The sequence below is a fragment of the Veillonella dispar genome, from assembly GCF_900637515.1.
Lineage (GTDB): Bacteria > Bacillota > Negativicutes > Veillonellales > Veillonellaceae > Veillonella > Veillonella dispar.
On sequence record NZ_LR134375.1, the window covers coordinates 884,184 to 901,489 of the forward strand.

General features: G+C 39.5%; 12 protein-coding genes. 10 read left to right on the forward strand and 2 right to left on the reverse strand.

Annotation, left to right across the window (positions count from 1 at the left end; genetic code table 11):
* Window positions 1-56: 56 nt before the first annotated feature.
* Window positions 57-2,480, forward strand: coding sequence for a U32 family peptidase (locus EL171_RS04050; protein WP_005386324.1), 2,424 nt, complete (start codon window positions 57-59; stop codon window positions 2,478-2,480).
* A 13-nt stretch (window positions 2,481-2,493) separates the two neighbouring features.
* The gene (locus EL171_RS04055; RefSeq protein ID WP_039969363.1) at window positions 2,494-4,872 is read left to right on the forward strand and encodes an endonuclease MutS2; all 2,379 of its coding nucleotides are present in this window, start codon (window positions 2,494-2,496) and stop codon (window positions 4,870-4,872) included.
* 183 nt (window positions 4,873-5,055) lie between these two features.
* On the opposite strand, the gene EL171_RS04060 is transcribed toward EL171_RS04055, so the two are convergent.
* Window positions 5,056-7,146 (reverse strand): transglycosylase domain-containing protein, encoded by a 2,091-nt coding sequence (locus EL171_RS04060; protein ID WP_005386326.1) that lies wholly within the window; start codon window positions 7,144-7,146, stop codon window positions 5,056-5,058.
* A 162-nt stretch (window positions 7,147-7,308) separates the two neighbouring features.
* Between EL171_RS04060 and tyrS the strand changes: the two genes are divergently transcribed.
* The 6 genes from tyrS to EL171_RS04090 all read left to right on the forward strand — a co-directional run bounded on the left by tyrS (window position 7,309) and on the right by EL171_RS04090 (window position 14,403).
* A complete protein-coding gene (gene tyrS / locus EL171_RS04065) occupies window positions 7,309-8,517 on the forward strand; it encodes a tyrosine--tRNA ligase (protein ID WP_005386327.1) in 1,209 nt (402 codons plus the stop codon).
* 239 nt (window positions 8,518-8,756) lie between these two features.
* On the forward strand, window positions 8,757-9,398 hold the full coding sequence (locus EL171_RS04070) for an NUDIX hydrolase (RefSeq protein ID WP_005386328.1): 642 nt from the start codon (window positions 8,757-8,759) through the stop codon (window positions 9,396-9,398).
* Between the two features lie 77 nt (window positions 9,399-9,475).
* Window positions 9,476-11,857 carry a phosphoenolpyruvate synthase gene (gene ppsA / locus EL171_RS04075; RefSeq protein WP_005386329.1) on the forward strand — a complete coding sequence of 794 codons (2,382 nt, stop codon included), beginning with the start codon at window positions 9,476-9,478 and terminating at the stop codon, window positions 11,855-11,857.
* Window positions 11,858-11,955: 98 nt separating this feature from the next.
* The gene (locus EL171_RS04080; protein ID WP_174683254.1) at window positions 11,956-12,585 is read left to right on the forward strand and encodes a helix-turn-helix transcriptional regulator; all 630 of its coding nucleotides are present in this window, start codon (window positions 11,956-11,958) and stop codon (window positions 12,583-12,585) included.
* Window positions 12,586-12,595: 10 nt separating this feature from the next.
* Window positions 12,596-13,417, forward strand: a complete 822-nt coding sequence (locus EL171_RS04085) for a pyruvate, water dikinase regulatory protein (protein WP_005386331.1) — start codon at window positions 12,596-12,598, stop codon at window positions 13,415-13,417.
* A complete protein-coding gene (locus EL171_RS04090) occupies window positions 13,414-14,403 on the forward strand; it encodes a deoxyguanosinetriphosphate triphosphohydrolase (protein ID WP_005386332.1) in 990 nt (329 codons plus the stop codon). Before EL171_RS04085 ends, EL171_RS04090 begins: the two co-directional genes overlap by 4 nt.
* Window positions 14,404-14,510: 107 nt before the next feature.
* Here the strand turns inward: EL171_RS04090 and rpmB are convergent, their stop codons facing one another.
* A complete protein-coding gene (gene rpmB, locus EL171_RS04095; RefSeq protein WP_005386334.1) occupies window positions 14,511-14,699 on the reverse strand; it encodes a 50S ribosomal protein L28 in 189 nt (62 codons plus the stop codon).
* A 223-nt stretch (window positions 14,700-14,922) separates the two neighbouring features.
* Between rpmB and recG the strand changes: the two genes are divergently transcribed.
* Together recG and EL171_RS04105 are read left to right on the forward strand one after the other, a co-directional pair.
* The gene (gene recG / locus EL171_RS04100) at window positions 14,923-16,965 is read left to right on the forward strand and encodes an ATP-dependent DNA helicase RecG (protein ID WP_005386335.1); all 2,043 of its coding nucleotides are present in this window, start codon (window positions 14,923-14,925) and stop codon (window positions 16,963-16,965) included.
* Between the two features lie 131 nt (window positions 16,966-17,096).
* Window positions 17,097-17,282, forward strand: coding sequence for a 4-oxalocrotonate tautomerase (locus EL171_RS04105; protein WP_039969136.1), 186 nt, complete (start codon window positions 17,097-17,099; stop codon window positions 17,280-17,282).
* Window positions 17,283-17,306 lie beyond the last annotated feature (24 nt).

The following is a 17,306-nucleotide window of genomic DNA, read 5'->3' on the forward strand; positions in this document are numbered from 1 at the left end:
TGGTAAACCCTTTTAGTACTATAGTTATACCTTTAGTTAGGTAGAAAGGATTGTCCATGGAATTATTGGCTCCTGCCGGTACGATGGAAAACTTTATAGCCGCTTTAGAATCTGGAGCTGATGCCATTTACCTTGGTGGTAAAGGCTTTAATGCCCGTGCTCATGCAGCAAACTTTGGCATTGAAGAATTGGCGGAGGCTATTCGTTTGGCCCACATTCTAGATGTGTCCGTATATGTAACTGTAAATATCCTCATAGGTGATTCCGAATTAACGGCTCTCGAGGCGTATTTAAAGGACTTAGAACGCATTGGTGTGGATGCTATCATCGTTCAAGATTTAGCGGTTGCTAAACTAGCGCAACGTGTGGCTCCTAAATTGCACTTGCATGGAAGTACGCAAATGACGGCTGCTACGCTAGATGCTGTGCGTTTTTATGAAAGCCTCGGCTTTACCCGTGTTGTATTGGCCCGTGAATTAAGCCTAGCTGAAATCGAACACATTTGTAAAAACTGTACAGCTGAAATTGAAGTCTTCGTACACGGTGCGTTGTGCGTATGTTATTCTGGTCAATGCTTAATGAGTTCCTTCATCGGTGGTCGTAGTGGTAACCGTGGTGCTTGCGCACAACCTTGCCGTTTACCTTATGAATTGTTGGATTCTTCAGGTACTAGTTTGTTGCCAAAACATGAAGCCTATCTATTAAGTCCAAAGGATCTTAACTATAGTGAGCATATGAATGAACTCGTTGCAGCCGGTGTTACGTCCTTTAAAGTAGAAGGACGTATGAAAAAGGTTTCCTATGTGCGTCAAGTTATTGGGACCTATCGTCATATTTTAGATACAGCTCATATAGACTCTTCTGATGCTGATGCATTGGCATCAGGATTTAATCGTGGCTTCTCTACGGATTACTTAACAGACCATGTAGGGAAATCCATGATGACCGTTGTGGCTCCAAATAATCAAGGGAAATTGATTGGTAAAGCAGAGGTCAAAAAGGGACAAGTTCATTTGTACCTAACAGAACCGATTGAAAAAGGATCACTCTTAAAGGTAATGCAAGCTTCTGGTAGTATTACGTACTACCAAATTGATCAGAATTGGTCCTTAGTAAATGAAAAGCATTTTGTAGGTAAACCTGATGAAGGCTTTGCAGCAGGACAAGTATTCTTAGCATCCACGCCAAAGTCTCAAAAACAACGGGGCTTACAAGACTTTAGTGCTAAATTAGAGGTACATGGGTATCTATCTATTAATACAGACCGAGAACAGCCTTGTACAGATCTTACCTTTGTATTAAACGACGGTCGTACGGTCACAGTATCTAATGAGTTTGAACCGGTTTATGCTAACAATAAACCGACTAGTTTAGAGAAGGTTACAGATCAAGTGGGTAGATTAGGTAATACATTGTTTACTCTAGCTTCTATGTCTATTCCAGAAGGTCCATATATGTGGCCTGCTAGTGTTTTGAATGCATTGCGTCGCGATGCAGTAGAGGCTTTAGAAACTCTGTTAATTACAGATCATGAAAAAGCTTGGGCAGAACTTGCCGTAGAACCTCAAGATATGTCATCCTTAGTAGCTAAGGATACGATTCAGTATACAGAGCCTATGGTGAGTGTTCGCGTTGATGAATTAGAGGCTGAGAAAGCTGCTATTGAAGGTGGTGCTAAGAAGATTATCTTCGGTGGTGACCGTTTACAACGCAAGCCTTATGAACTTAGTATTTATGAAAAGGTAGCTACTCTTTGTAAAGATCATAATGTGCTTTGTGTATTTGCTACGCCTCGAGTTGTGAAAGACGATGAAGTTGAGGTGTACATGAATACTCTTAAGGCCATAGTTGAGGCTAAACCAGATAGCATTTCTATTCACGTGCCACAAGCGTTATTATGGCTTCGTGATTTAGGGTATACAGGTGCTATTGAGGCTGATACAGGGCTTAATATATTTAATGGATCAGCACTACAAGTATGGCAAGACTTTAATATGAGTAGCATAGCACCATCCTTAGAGTTAACATTGGCACAACTAGTTAACTTGCAAAAATCTACTAAATTGCCATTAGAAATTATGGTACATGGGTATACGGAAATGATGATTTCCGAATACTGTGCCATCGCAAGCTTTGTGGGCACTGGTAAAAAGGAAAACTGTCCTATGCCATGTGTAAGCGAAGACTATGCATTGAAGGACCGTAAAGGGGAAGTGTTCCCACTTCGTACCGATCCTTATTGCCGCATGCACATCATGAATAGTCATGAAATGGATATGCGTGCCTATGTACCTGAGTTACATCGAAAAGGGCTACATATATTGCGCATCGATGGTCGACATATGGCGCCACATCGTTTGCGTACTATCGTAGCAGATTATGTATCCATTCAAAATGGAACAAAAGAGGCTCCGCCTAAGAGTGTAGGTAAAGATGATACACCTATTACAAGGGGCCACTATTTTAGAGGTATTTTATAAAAGAGGTAGTACATTGTTTAACGAAGATGTATTAGACTTTCACCATATAAAAGAACAATTACAACAACATTGTAGTTCTACCATTGCTAAAGAATTAGCTATGCATATTGAACCAATGACGGATGCTAAAGCTATTCAAGAGAACCTTGATGAAACAGCAGAAGCCATGCGTTCTTTACAAACTGAGGTAGAACAACCGTTAGGCGGTACGCGAGATATTCGTGAGTCCTGTAAGAAGAGTCGTAAAGACTTTGTCCTTACGCGTGAAGCATTATGGGATATTTATTTAACCATTGGTGCTTATAAGCGGATGACAAAGTTCTTTAGAACGAAATATATGGAATATCCTTTGCTATTCTTATGGGTTCAGGATATGCCAAATACAGATCGCATTGAAAATCGCTTTAAACGCGTCTTTGATGAAAAAGGGGAATTGCTTGATACAGCATCTCCTAAGTTGGCGAGCCTAAGAAATACGATTATCAAAACTCGGGAAAAGATCAAAAATGATATTCAAGCTATCTTACACGACAAGGATAATCAGAAGTATTTCCAAGAAACGATCATTACACAGCGTAACAATCGCTACGTAATCCCTGTAAAACAGGAATATCGCCAATATTTTGATGGTCTTATTCACGACCGTTCTGCAACGGGTCAAACACTCTATATTGAACCGATGCGCTTGGTGAATCTAAATAATGAATTACAAGAGGCTTTGATTGGTGAAGAGCAAGAGGTATTGCGTATTTACCGTGAATTATCAGCCCTTGTAAAACAACATAGTAATGATTTGATGGATGCTTGTGAAAAGGTATCCCACATCGAATTTGTATATGGTAAGGCGAGCCTTGCTATTTCTTATAAGGGTGTACCGGCCATCTTGAGTACTGATAGAACTGTCAATCTCATGAGAGCTCGGCACCCATTAATCCCACCGAATGTGGTAGTGCCTACAAATATTCAATTAGGTACATCGTACCGTATTTTATTGATTACTGGTTCTAATACAGGTGGTAAAACAGTCTCTCTTAAAACATTAGGGTTATTGAGCTTAATGAACCAATGTGGTCTATTTATCCCTGCAGACCACGGCTCAATGTTGCCTATATTCCAAAATATCTTTGCCGATATTGGGGATGAACAAAGTATTGAGGCTAGCCTTAGTACGTTCTCTGCTCATATGACACAAGTTATTTCCATTATTAAACATTGTGGCCCAAATGACTTGGTATTGCTGGATGAGCTTGGATCTGGTACAGATCCAGAGGAAGGTAGTGCTTTAGCTGTATCTATCCTTGAATTCTTCCGTAAAAAAGGTGCCCTTATGATGGTAAGTACCCATTATAATGAGCTTAAAAACTATGCATACCATACAGAAGGAATCGAAAACGGCCATGTAGAATTTGATGAGCGTACCTTAAAGCCAACGTATCGACTTCATATTGGTGTAGCAGGTAGTAGCCATGCATTGAGTATTGCGGCCCGCTTAGGTTTACCAAAAGATATCGTAACGCGCGCGGCAGAGTATAAATCTCAATTTGGTAGCCATGAAATGGAAGAAGTTCTTTCAGATTTGAATGAGCAACTTCGTAAGGCATCTGAACGGGAAAGAGCGTTAAAGAAAGAGCTTGATGAAACACGTCGCATGCGTGGTCAATTAGAGAAGGAAAAGAAACAGTTTAACGAAAAGCGTAAACAAATCTTAGCCAAAGCTCAAGCTGATGCAGAATCTATGAAACGTAGCTTGCGCGTCGAAGGGGAAGCGATTATTAAGCAATTGAAATCGCAATTCTCTGAAACAAATAAGGATAAGCGTCAATCTGCTATTAATGCTGCACGTAAGGGCATTTCTAATGTACATGTACCAGAAGCCCCAGTAGATGATGATCGTAAGTCCTTGACGGCAGATGCTATTAAGGTAGGCCAAGCAGTATATGTTACATCTTTACGCTCATTAGGTACCGTATTAGCTATCAATGGCAATCGTGTGAATGTAGATATTAATGGACTAACAGCTACTGTAAAGGTTAGCGAATTACAATCTACTACACGTGAAGAAGGAAATAAGCTTGAACGGGAACAAAAAGCAGCTATGCCTAAGACTAGAAAACGTATGGGTGGCTCTGCCGTACAACGCCAAAAAGAGGTTCGTACTGAAATCAATATTCTTGGACAAACGGTAGATGAAGCGACAGTTTCTGTTGGTAGATTTATTGACCAAGCTTTACTTGGTGGTGTTAATCAAGTGCGCATTATTCACGGTAAGGGGACTGGCGCATTACGAGAAGGTGTACATCAATATTTGCGTACCTTACCTCATGTAGCTCATTTTGAAACGGCAGGCTATGACGAAGGTGGTGCAGGGGCTACGAATGTAGTTTTGAAATAAAGCTACACAATAGTGATATAGTTATAGATAATACAGTAAATTATTATCGTATATCAAATTGGTTATGGGGTATAGCCATATACCTATATAGAAATAGAAGAGGTAGTAAGTTCTTAGAACTTACTACCTTTTTACGTAAAAGAAAGGAGCGGAACACATGTTCCGCTCCTTTAGCGTATGAGATTAACGATCTTTTTTACTAGACTTTTTACTTTTGGATGAATTAGATTTCTGTTCAGTTGCATCATCTTTTGAGCCACTGTCATCTTTTACAGCTTCATCTTTTGACTTGTCTTTATCGTCTTTTTTGTCTGCTTTTTCGTCCTTAGCAGCTTCTTTTTTAGGCTGTGCTTTTACAGGATTATAATAACCTTCAGAAACAGCTGATTGAGCGCTAGCAGGAACGGAGAAGTCAGATGCAGGGGTGTTGGCAAGTGCATTAGCCATGAATTGCCCCCACATAACAGCTGGTGTAGTACCACCTGTAATACCGTGTAATGTTTCAGAACCGTAGTCGTCACCAATCCAAACGGCAGCTACGAGATCAGGTGTATAACCAATGAACCAAGCATCTTTAGAATCATCTGTTGTACCTGTTTTACCAGCTGCAGGGCGACCGATTGCTGCATTACCACCAGTACCGCCACTGATAACAGATTCTAGCATGCTAGTAATGATTGCTGCATCTTTTTCATCTACAACACGTTTTTCTTGAATAGAGTTTTCTTCTACAACTTGACCATTGCGGTCTACAATTTTAACGATTGCCGTAGGTTGAACCTTGATACCACCATTAGCGAGTACACCATAAGCTTGAACCATTTCAAGAGGTGTTACACCATGAGTTAAACCACCAAGTGCAGTAGACAAGTTATTATCTTGATCTGTAAGAGTAGTGATACCCATTTCTTTGGCAAGTTTAATAATCTTAGACATGCCTACTTCATCAGCAACTTTTACGGCAGCTACGTTACGAGAATGTTGTAATGCATAGCGATATGTAATATTACCTTCGAAGTCATTTTCATAGTTTTTAGGGCTCCAGTTACCAAATGTAACAGGGCTATCATCTACGATAGAACCAGGAGTTTTACCAGATTGAATAGCTGCTAAATATACAAATGGCTTCATAGTGGAACCTGGTTGACGTTCTGCTTGTGTAGCACGGTTAAATGCATCATCACCGCGGCCACCAACCATAGCCATAATGTAACCATTATGAGGGTTCATAGCAACGATAGCACCTTGTGGTTGATGTAAACCATTGCTATCAGTGTAGTAATTAGGCAAGTTTTGCATTGCTGCTACAGCTGCATTTTGTGCATCCATATCAAGAGTTGTATAAATTTTTAAAACATCTTTATAGATTGCATCGTCGCCATATTTTTCAGAAACTTGTGCAATAACATAGTTAATGAAGTAAGATGCATTAGATTTTTCATGCGTTTGTTCTTGCTTTGCCACTAAGCCTAAATCTGCTTGACGTGCTTGATCAGCTTGCTCTTGTGTAATGTAACCGTATTTAACCATTTGGCCTAATACAACAGCTTGACGTTTTTTACTAGCTTCCAAATCATTGAATGGAGAGTAGTAGTTAGGACTTTGTGGTAAGCCTGCAATGAGTGCTGCTTGAGCTAGCGTTAATTGGCTAGCATCCTTACCAAAGTATACATGAGCTGCAGATTGTACACCGTATGCACCTTGGCCAAAGTAAATTTGGTTCATGTACATTTCAAGGATTTCATCCTTAGTGTAATGTTGTTCAATTTTAAGTGCTAGCAATGCTTCAGAAATTTTACGTTTAAATGTTCTGTCTTGAGATAAGAATGCATTACGCGCTAACTGTTGAGTGATTGTAGAACCACCTTCAGATACGCCACTATGAACAATGTTAACCCATACAGCACGCAAGATACCAACAGGGTCGATACCGTGATGGGAATAGAAGCGAGAGTCCTCAGTAGCAACAAAGGCATTTTGTAAATCCTTTGGTACATCTTTTAAAGGTACTGGTAATCTATTCTCTGTGGAATGAACCGTTGTGATGAGATTACCATGGACATCGTAAATTTGAGACGATGCAGAAGGACGTACATTGGATACATCTGGTAGGTTAGACAGTGTAGCACTGATGAAACCACAGCCACCTCCGGCTACGATGAGTATAAGGAGAAGGGCACAAATCCAAAATAGACGCTTCGGACTTGTCTTCTTCGGTGTAGCGCCGCTACCATTAGAACGGCGGCTGCTTCTCGCATTTGAGTTATTACTCATAGAGTCACCTCTTTTTTCTTTTGTTAGTAAATATAACGTAAATTCTATTACGCAGTTATAAATATTATATCATATATGGCTTAAAACCAATACTATATATATAATTGTGAAAGTTTTTAGATAATGGTATACTAAAACAATAGTATTTCGAGGAGGATTATCATGGTTAGTGCTCAAGAACAAGTGCGCCAAATTAAACACGGCGTAGCAGATTTAATTAATGAACAAGATCTTGTAAAGAAAATAGAAAAATCTATTAAGGAAAATAAACCTTTAGTTGTAAAATTAGGTTTGGACCCAACAGCGCCAGATATTCATTTAGGCCATACAGTACCACTTCGTAAACTACGTTTGTTCCAAGAATTTGGTCATCAAGTAGTGATCGTTATCGGCGGTTTCACTGCGCGTATTGGTGATCCTACTGGTAAAAGTGTAACTCGTCCACCACTTACAAAAGAAGAAGTATTGAAAAATGCTGAAACCTATAAAACACAAATCTTCAAAGTGTTAGATCCTGAAAAAACGATCGTCCGCGACAATAGTGAATGGCTAGAATCTATGAACTTTGCGGATGTTCTACGTTTGGCAAGCTCTTATACTGTAGCACGTATGATGGAACGCGATGATTTCAATAAACGCTTTAAAGAAGGTCGTGCTATTGGTGTTCATGAGTTTATGTATCCATTGATGCAAGGTCAAGATTCTGTAGCATTACATGCTGACGTTGAATTTGGTGGTACAGACCAAACTTTCAACTTGTTAATGGGCCGTCATTTACAAGAATTAGAAGGTCAAGAACCTCAAGTTGTTATCACAATGCCATTGCTTGAAGGCCTTGACGGTGTTCAAAAAATGAGTAAATCTTTAGGCAATTACATCGGTATCGACGAAGAACCTAAAGAAATGTACGGTAAAGCAATGTCTATTCCTGATGAATTGATGATGCGCTACTTCATGCTCGTTACAGATATGCCAATTGAAGAACAAGAGGACATGGAAAAACGTCTTGAAAGTGGTGAATTACATCCACGTGACGCTAAAATGCAATTAGCTCGTACCATCGTTCGTTTGTACCATGGTGAAGAGGCTGCTCTTGAGGCAGAAGAGGAATTCAAACGTGTATTCCAACAACGCGCATTGCCTACAGATATTCCTGAATGCGCTATGGATGCGCCAACAGAACCAATCTTTGTACCACAATTCTGTACAGATGCTGGTTTGACTGCTTCTAATGGTGAAGCACGTCGATCCATTAAAGCTGGTGCTTTCAAAGTCAATGGTGAAAAATATACAGAAGAAAACCTTACCCTTGAAGACGGCATGATCGTTCAAGTTGGTAAACGTAAATTTGTAAAAATTAAATTTAACTAATATAAAACTGTGATGAGATAGAAACCTCATCACAGTTTTTTTATGTCTATTTGGTCTATAAGATTATTTATCTACTAAATCTGTTGTTTGTAAAGCAAAAAATGACTTACAAGTTCATGTATAATGAAAGTAAAATATAAATTCAAATTTAAATACAGATACAAATATAAAATACAAATTTGACACATAAAAGATTTATAGAGATATCGTATAGTATCTATAAAGTAAGAGGACTATATATGGACAAAGAACTAAGCAACTTTTTAGAACAACGAGAACATACTGTTCTTACCGATATTGATGTTATAACTGCGGCAGTAGCTGTACCATTATTAGAAATCGATGGGGAAGATCATGTAGTATTTACTGTGCGCAGTAATAAGCTACGCCGTCAACCAGGTGAAATCAGTTTTCCTGGTGGACATTGTGAGCCTAATGATAAAAGTGGTGCCCATGCTGCCATGCGTGAATGCTCTGAGGAACTGGGTATCGATTTAGATCAAATTGAACTTCTGGGCAATTTAGACTGCTTAGTATCTGCGATAGGTGTCAAGCTATATGCCGTAGCCGTGCGCCTGCATACAAGCGATTTGAAACCAAATCCAGACGAAGTAGGAGAGGTATTCACAGTTCCATTACAATATCTATTAGACATGGAGCCAACGGTAGGTCATCTAGACATTGGGACGAAACCGTTAAGAGACTTTCCGTTCCATTTATTAGAAGGCTACAACATTGACTGGAAAATCAGACAAAACTACTCCGTTTATTTCTATCCTTATAAACAATACACCATATGGGGGCTAACTGGGCGAGTACTGAAGAACTTTTTAGATATATATAGGGAGATAGATTTGCATAATAATCCTCATATAAATTGACAGATTGTAAATTAAGGTATACTATTTATGTGTAAAAGGTTTAATGTGTTGCACTAATTAATCTAGGAGGTTCTCACATGAATCGCGAAACAGCATACGTACTTTGGTTTGATGAATTACGACGTGAAGATGTTAATTTAGTTGGTGGTAAGTCTTCTTCCTTAGGGGAATTGACATCCTCCACTAATGTACCTGTACCTTACGGCTTTGCTACAACTGCTCATGGTTATCGTGAGTTTATGAAAGCAACAGGTTTGGAAGATAAAATCCGCGCTGAACTTGATGCATTAGATGATGTAGAAAATTCTGCATTATTGCGTGAAGTATGTGCTAAAATTCGCCGCATGATTTGCGAAGAAGAAATGCCTAAAGAATTGGCAGATGCTATTCGTCATGCTTATGAAGAACTTGGTAAAAAAGTAAACGAAGAAAATCCATTCGTAGCAGTTCGTTCTAGTGCAACAGCAGAAGACTTGCCAGATGCAAGCTTTGCAGGACAACAAGATACATATTTAAATGTACGTGGTGCTGATGTTATTATTCAAAAAGTAAAAGAATGCTATGCATCTACTTTCACAGACCGTGCAACATATTACCGTGTAAAACAGGGTTTCGATCATATGACAGTAGCATTGAGTGCAGCTGTTCAAATGATGGTATTCTCTAAAGCGGCTGGCGTAATGTTCACTGTTGACCTTGTAACAGGCAATGACAACAATATTCTTATTGAAGGCTCTTGGGGTCTTGGTGAATACGTTGTACAAGGTACCGTTACACCAGATAATTTCCGTGTAGATAAAGCTAAAATGGAAATTACAGACCGCATGATTAATGACAAAAATATCCGTTTAGTTCGTAAAGCTGACGGCGATTGCGTTGAAGAAGTTGTTCCAGCAGATGAAGCTAAACAACAAGTGATTACAGATGCTCAAGTTCTAGAGCTTGCTGAATATGCAAAAGCAATCGAAAAACATTATGGTTGCTACATGGATATGGAATGGGGCGTAGATGAACGAGACGGTAGAATTTGGATTTTACAAGCTCGTCCAGAAACAGTTTGGTCCCGCAAAGAAAAACCAGAAGTATCTGAAAAATCTAGCACATTAGATGCAGGTAATCGCGATATTATCGTAAAAGGTTTGCCAGCATCCCCTGGTAATGCAGCTGGTAAAGCTCATGTTATCATCAATCCTGAGGATATTGATGAGTTCAAAGAAGGAGAAATTCTTGTTACAGCTATGACAGCTCCTGACTGGGTGCCAGCAATGAAAAAAGCGAAAGCCATCGTTACTGATGCCGGCGGTATGACTTGCCATGCGTCCATCGTTAGTCGTGAGCTTGGTATTCCATGTATCGTAGGTACTAAGAGCCGTAGCCATGAAGCGACTACATCCATTAAAGATGGTCAAATGATTACTGTAGACGCTACAAATGGTATCGTATATGATGGCGTATTAGAAGATATCGTTAAAAAGCCAGAAGCACAAGCTACTGCAAATGTTGTTGCTGAATCTGTTCCTGTAACAGGTACTAAGATTTACATGAATTTAGGCGATCCTGATTTGGCTGAAAAACATGGTGTATTGCCTTGTGATGGTATCGGCCTTATGCGTGAAGAGTTCATTTGGACTACTTTCATCCATGAACATCCATTGCACCTTATCGAAACAGGTCGCAGTGATTTTGCTGTAAATACATTGGCAGAAGGTATGCGTAAAGTTTGCCAAGCATTAGCTCCTCGCCAAGTTGTAGTTCGTTTGAGCGACTTCAAATCTAGCGAATACCGTGATCTTAAAGGTGGTGACAAATACGAACCACATGAATCCAGTGCATTACTTGGCTGGCGTGGTGCTTCTCGTTACTACGATCCTAAATATACACCTGCTTTCAAATTAGAATTAGAAGCAATCAAAAAAGTACGTAACGAGTTTGGTTTCAAAAACTTACAAGTTATGATTCCATTCTGCCGTACTGTAGAGGAAGCTGAACTTGTTACTAACTTAATGGCTCAAGAAGGCCTTGTACGCGGTAAAGATTTCAAAATCTGGCTTATGGCTGAAATTCCAGCAAATATTATCTTAGCTGATCAATTCAATAAATATGTAGATGGTTATTCCATCGGTTCTAACGATTTGACTATGCTCGTTCTTGGCTGTGACCGTGATAATGAAACAGTTCAACATATCTATGATGAACGGAATCTAGCAGTTCGTAGAGCAATTCGCCATCTCATCGAAGTAGCTCACAAAGATGGTAAAACTGTATCCATCTGTGGCCAAGCGCCAAGTGTGTATCCTGAACTTTGCGAATTCCTCGTGAAGAGTGGTATCGACTCCATTTCTGTTAATCCAGATGCGGTTGTGAACACTAAGAAAATGGTGGCTCAAATCGAACAACGAATCATGCTTGATGCTATGACTGGTCGTGGTCGTCAAGAAACTGATGACTTAACTTGGTAATCATATAGTGGTATTGAAAGAGGAGGCCCGTTGGTCTCCTCTTTTTCTGAATGGTAACTTAGGATATAATACAAACAGAGATGAAAGGGGGTTACCGTGTGAAACTGTCGAAACGACAAGAACAAATTGCTCAAATCGTTCGTGAAGAAGGACCTGTTACAGGTAGTGCTATTGCTGAACATTTAGAGGTTACACGATCTGCATTGCGTTCAGATTTATCTGTTTTAACTATGCTAGGTGTTTTAGATGCACGTCCTAATGTAGGTTATTACTATGTGGGGCTTTCAAAGGAAACACAAACAGCAGAGCGATTAAAATCATTTCTGGTAAGTGATGTATTATCTCAAGCCGTCGTAGTCAATGGGGATACAAGTTTGTATGACACGATTGTTACTATATTTACTGAAGATGTAGGGACTATTCTAGTGTGTGATGATTCCTATTTAGTAGGTGTAGTATCTCGTAAGGACTTGTTGCGTGCCTCTATGGGGCAAACAGATTCGCACACAATGCCTATATCTATGATTATGACCCCTGTGAGCAAGGTTATAACAGTGGAGCCTACCGATACATTAGTAGAGGCTGCACAGAAGATGATAGATTATGAAGTGGATTGTTTACCTGTCGTCGTTCGCGAGGATGTGGAAAACAAGAAACGCTTAAAGGTTGTAGGCCGTGTATCTAAAACGACGGTAGCGAAAGTATTTTTAGAATGTAGCATACATTGAGGTTGATAGAATGGCAGAAAAAATTATTTATGCAATATCGGACTCCCTTGGGGAGACCGCAGAGGCTGTAGCAAGAGCTACGGCGAGTCAATATGATAAGGAACAAATTGAAATTGTTCGTATTCCTTATATTGATAGTGAAAGCCAAATTGATGAAGTTATAGCAGATGCAAAACGTGGTAATCATGTTATTTGTCATACCATTGTATCTGAGACTTTACGTAAATATCTTCATGAAAAAGTGGCGGAATACAATATTCCTGCTGTCGATATTATGGGCCCAGTTCTCGATGCTGTAGGTACTGTTGCATCCACAAAGCCTCGTATGACAGCTGGTATGGTTCATAAGCTTGACCAAGAATACTTCAAAAAGGTAGAAGCCATTGAATTTGCCGTAAAATATGACGATGGTAAAAATCCATCTGGCTTTGAAAAGGCCGATGTAGTTATTATTGGTGTATCTAGAACAAGTAAGACACCATTGTCTATGTTCTTGGCCTACAAAAAGATTAAAGCTGCCAATTTGCCATTAGTACCTGAGGTACCATTACCAGAGGAATTATTTAAAATTCCAGCAAAGAAAATCGTGGGCCTTATTATTGACCCATTCAAATTAAATAATATTCGTAGTGAACGTTTGCGTGCTATCGGCCTTGAAGACGAAGCAAACTACGCATCTATTGAGCGTATTCAATCTGAATTAGAATATGCAAAAGCTATTATGCGTCGTTTACATTGTCAAGTGCTAGATGTTTCTAATAAATCTATCGAAGAAACAGCATCTCTAGTTATGCAATTGATCGATAAAAACCGTGCATCGGAGGGTAAATGAATATACGGGAACAAATAGAGGAGAGGGAGGCTTTACTCCTTTCTCCTTATGCTGCTAAAAGCCGCGATGCAATCCGTGATATAGAGGAAGCTCCCGATCCACTTAGAACGGCATTTCAACGTGATCGGGATCGCATTATTCACAGTAAATGTTTTAGACGGTTAAAGCATAAGACACAAGTTTATATTGCGCCAGGTGACCATTATCGTACGCGCATGACTCACACTCTTGAGGTGGGCCAGATTGGACGTACAGTGGCTCGTGCATTGCGACTCAATGAAGACTTGGTAGAAGCTATCGCCATGGGGCATGATGTGGGACATACACCATTTGGTCATGTTGGGGAATATGCGTTGCGTGATATGGTAGGCCATTTTAATCATAATGAACAAAGTTTGCGCATGGTAGAGGTGTTAGAAAAGCATGGTGAACATCAAGGCCTTAATCTAACAACAGCTGTGCGCGATGGTATTGTAGGCCACACAGGAGCAACAATTCCAGTTACCTTAGAAGGTCAAATTATTCGTATCGTTGACCGCATTGCCTATTTGTGTCACGATTTTGATGATGCGCAACGGGCAGGAATGTTGACGGCCGAGAACTTACCTTTTGAAGTGCGTGAACATTTTGGTATGACGCCATCCAGCATGATTACCGCTATGGTTGAAGATATGGTGCGTGAGTCTTTAGATAAGCCTGTTATTTCTATGTCCTCCGATATAGAAATGACAATGAATCTATTCCGTCAATTTATGTTTAAAAATGTTTATTTGGCGCCAGCTTTAATTCCTGATCGAAATAAGGCATCTCATGTGGTGAAAAACTTATTTACTCACTTTATGGAGCATCCTGACGATATGGAGGGCTGTGAAAGTAATCGAGAGTTTTACTCTACCCGTGATGTGGTTGATTATGTAGCAGGCTTAACAGATCAATATGCTATTAAGTTGTTTAAACAGTATTATATTCCCAATATTACATTGTAAGACTTTTAGTAATAGGTATATAGATAACAAAAAAAGCAGTTAGTTCAAATGAACTAACTGCTTTTTTTGGGGCTCTAGAACCCCAAAGAGTACATGTACTTTTTATTTTACGCGCGTGTAATTTTATTAGAACGAAGGCAGCGAGTGCATACGTTAACTTTTTTAGTAGCACCGTCTACAACCGCCCGTACTCTTTGAATGTTCGGTTTCCAAGTTTTTCTTGTGCGAATGTGAGAGTGACTCACGTTCATACCGCTAGATGTGGATTTGCCACATACTTCGCAAAGGTTTGCCATAGTTTCCACCTCCAAGCTTAATCTATAACATAACAAAAGTATATTATCATAAAGACATAGTTAAAGCAAGTGTTTTTATCGTACATATTGCTCTTTTTATGAAATATACTACAATATAAGGTATACTATATATCATATTCTATGATATGAATGGGCTTTTACACAAGGATATACAGAAATTGGATATATCCTCAGTGTTTATCGTATATTTAAAGGAGTTTCTATGGATGAACGGTTAACGACCATTAAAGGAATTGGTCCTGGTCGGGAGAAACAATTGCATAAGCTAGGGATTACGAATGTAACATCATTGTTGACATATTTCCCTCGGAGCTATGAAGACCGCCGTACAATTTATAGAATTGGTGAATTAAAGTCTGGTATGACCGGTGGCGTTATGGGCAATGTTATTGCTGTACAAGAAAAACGCCCTCGACCTAGATTGTCTATATTAGAGGTGGTCATTGCAGATGGTACTGGTCCACTAAAGATTGTTTTGTTTAACCAAGGGTATAAAAAGAACTTTTATAAAAAAGGTCAGCGTTTATATGCATATGGCAAAGCGGAATTTCAATATGGGGCTATGCAAATGAATACGCCCCAAATAGAAAATTTGGGGGATGGTGGAGAGCCTGATCGTGGTATCGTTCCTATTTATGCTCTTGCAGATGGTGTATCTCAATTTGTGGTGCGCTCATCGGTACGTAATTGGTTCGCCGCTAATCATGAACTGCAAGAGATTTTGCCTGCTGAGGTTCGTGAAGCACATCAATATATGAGTCGCTATGATGCTTTTAAAATGATGCATTTCCCTGCTTCTTCAGAGCGATATGAAGAAGCGCGTCACCAATTGGCCTATGAAGAGTTATTTGTTATGCAATCTGGTTTGGCCTTGTTGCGGAATAAAGAGCAGTGTCATAAAGGATCTAAGATGGGGCCTAATGGAGACTTAATGGCTCAATGTATAGAAAACTTGCCGTTCTCCTTAACCGGCGATCAACAGCGTGCATTAGAGGACATTCGCATCGATATGGAAGATGAACGTCCTATGCAACGATTATTACAAGGTGATGTAGGTTCTGGTAAAACTGTTGTAGCTACATTGAGTTTATTGAAGGCCATCGAAAATGGTTACCAAGGGGCATTAATGGCCCCTACGGAGATTTTGGCAGCTCAACATTATGAAGGCATAACAGAGGTATGTCGTAATTTAGGTATTACTATAGAGTTATTAACTGGTTCTACTACAAAAAAAGAAAAAGAGCGTATCTATGAGGGGTTAGCTGATGGATCAATTAATATGATCATCGGTACTCATGCTCTTATTCAAGAGGGTGTTAACTTCCATAATTTAGGACTCGTCATTATCGACGAACAACATCGCTTTGGCGTGGAGCAACGGGCACGATTACAACAAAAGGGTACATACCCACATGTGTTGATTATGACAGCTACACCAATCCCTCGGACCATGACATTATCTGTGTATGGTGATTTAGCGGTTTCTTTAATTAAAGAAATGCCACCTGGACGTAAGCCGGTTAAAACTTATGCTGTAGATAGCTCCTATAAGGAACGATTAAGAAACTTCTTCGGCAAAGAGATGGCAGAAGGCCGTCAAGTGTACGTAGTATGTCCTCTAGTAGAAGAATCTGAAAAATTAGACTTACAGGCAGCAGAAGAACTGTATTTGGAACTAAAAGAGTACTTTTACAAGGCCTATGAGGTTGGCCTTGTTCACGGTCGTATGAAACCAAGTGAAAAGGATGAAGTGATGAATGCCTTTCATAAGGGTGATATTTCACTACTCGTTTCTACTACCGTTATCGAAGTTGGTGTCAATGTGCCTAATGCGACCATTATGTGCATTGAAGGGGCAGAGCGATTTGGTTTATCTCAATTGCACCAGTTGCGTGGCCGTGTAGGCCGTGGATCTCATCAATCATATTGTATTCTTGTAAGTGATTCAAAAAATGATGTGAGCCAAGAGCGTTTGAAATTGATGGAGCAGACACAGGATGGTTTTGAACTTGCTGAACAAGACTTATTATTGCGTGGTTCTGGTCAATTATTTGGCTTAGCTCAATCGGGATTACCTGATTTGCGAGTTGCCAATATTATTAAAGATATTGAAATATTAGTACAGGCTCGCAAGGATGTATTAGATTTTGCAAGCCAACATGGAATGGAAAAACTTGAATCTGTAATGAAAGAAGAATTAGAAAAAAGATTTGGTGAAAAATTTCTTAGAATATTGTATAATTAAGAGGTAGGAATAATAAGTACATAAGTAGCGATAATATTAGATTTTATCTGGGTTTTTCCCTTGTGTATCTGTTCCTCATACCGTATAATAGAACAAACAAATTTATTTCATTTTCATCTATGGAGGTCAATATGCCACTTATTCATGTAGAGCTCGTTGAAGGGCGCACAAAAGAACAAAAAAAACAATTAGGTGAAGCTATCACTAAAGCTACGGTTGATATCGTTAATGTACCTGCTGACGCAGTAAAAGTTATCTTCGTAGATATGAAAAAAGATGATTATATGGAAGGCGGCATTTTGCGGTCTGAACGCTAAGCTACGACTGACCGCCTAGTCCAA

What these genes read in the sequence shown, in the direction of transcription:
- recG (WP_005386335.1), top strand. Translation starts at nt 14,923, where the DNA reads ATGGATGAACGGTTAACGACCATTAAAGGAATTGGTCCTGGTCGGGAG.
- ppsA (WP_005386329.1), top strand. Translation starts at nt 9,476, where the DNA reads ATGAATCGCGAAACAGCATACGTACTTTGGTTTGATGAATTACGACGT.
- EL171_RS04070 (WP_005386328.1), top strand. Translation starts at nt 8,757, where the DNA reads ATGGACAAAGAACTAAGCAACTTTTTAGAACAACGAGAACATACTGTT.
- EL171_RS04105 (WP_039969136.1), top strand. Translation starts at nt 17,097, where the DNA reads ATGCCACTTATTCATGTAGAGCTCGTTGAAGGGCGCACAAAAGAACAA.
- EL171_RS04085 (WP_005386331.1), top strand. Translation starts at nt 12,596, where the DNA reads ATGGCAGAAAAAATTATTTATGCAATATCGGACTCCCTTGGGGAGACC.
- tyrS (WP_005386327.1), top strand. Translation starts at nt 7,309, where the DNA reads ATGGTTAGTGCTCAAGAACAAGTGCGCCAAATTAAACACGGCGTAGCA.
- EL171_RS04050 (WP_005386324.1), top strand. Translation starts at nt 57, where the DNA reads ATGGAATTATTGGCTCCTGCCGGTACGATGGAAAACTTTATAGCCGCT.
- rpmB (WP_005386334.1), bottom strand. Translation starts at nt 14,699, where the DNA reads ATGGCAAACCTTTGCGAAGTATGTGGCAAATCCACATCTAGCGGTATG.
- EL171_RS04090 (WP_005386332.1), top strand. Translation starts at nt 13,414, where the DNA reads ATGAATATACGGGAACAAATAGAGGAGAGGGAGGCTTTACTCCTTTCT.
- EL171_RS04060 (WP_005386326.1), bottom strand. Translation starts at nt 7,146, where the DNA reads ATGAGTAATAACTCAAATGCGAGAAGCAGCCGCCGTTCTAATGGTAGC.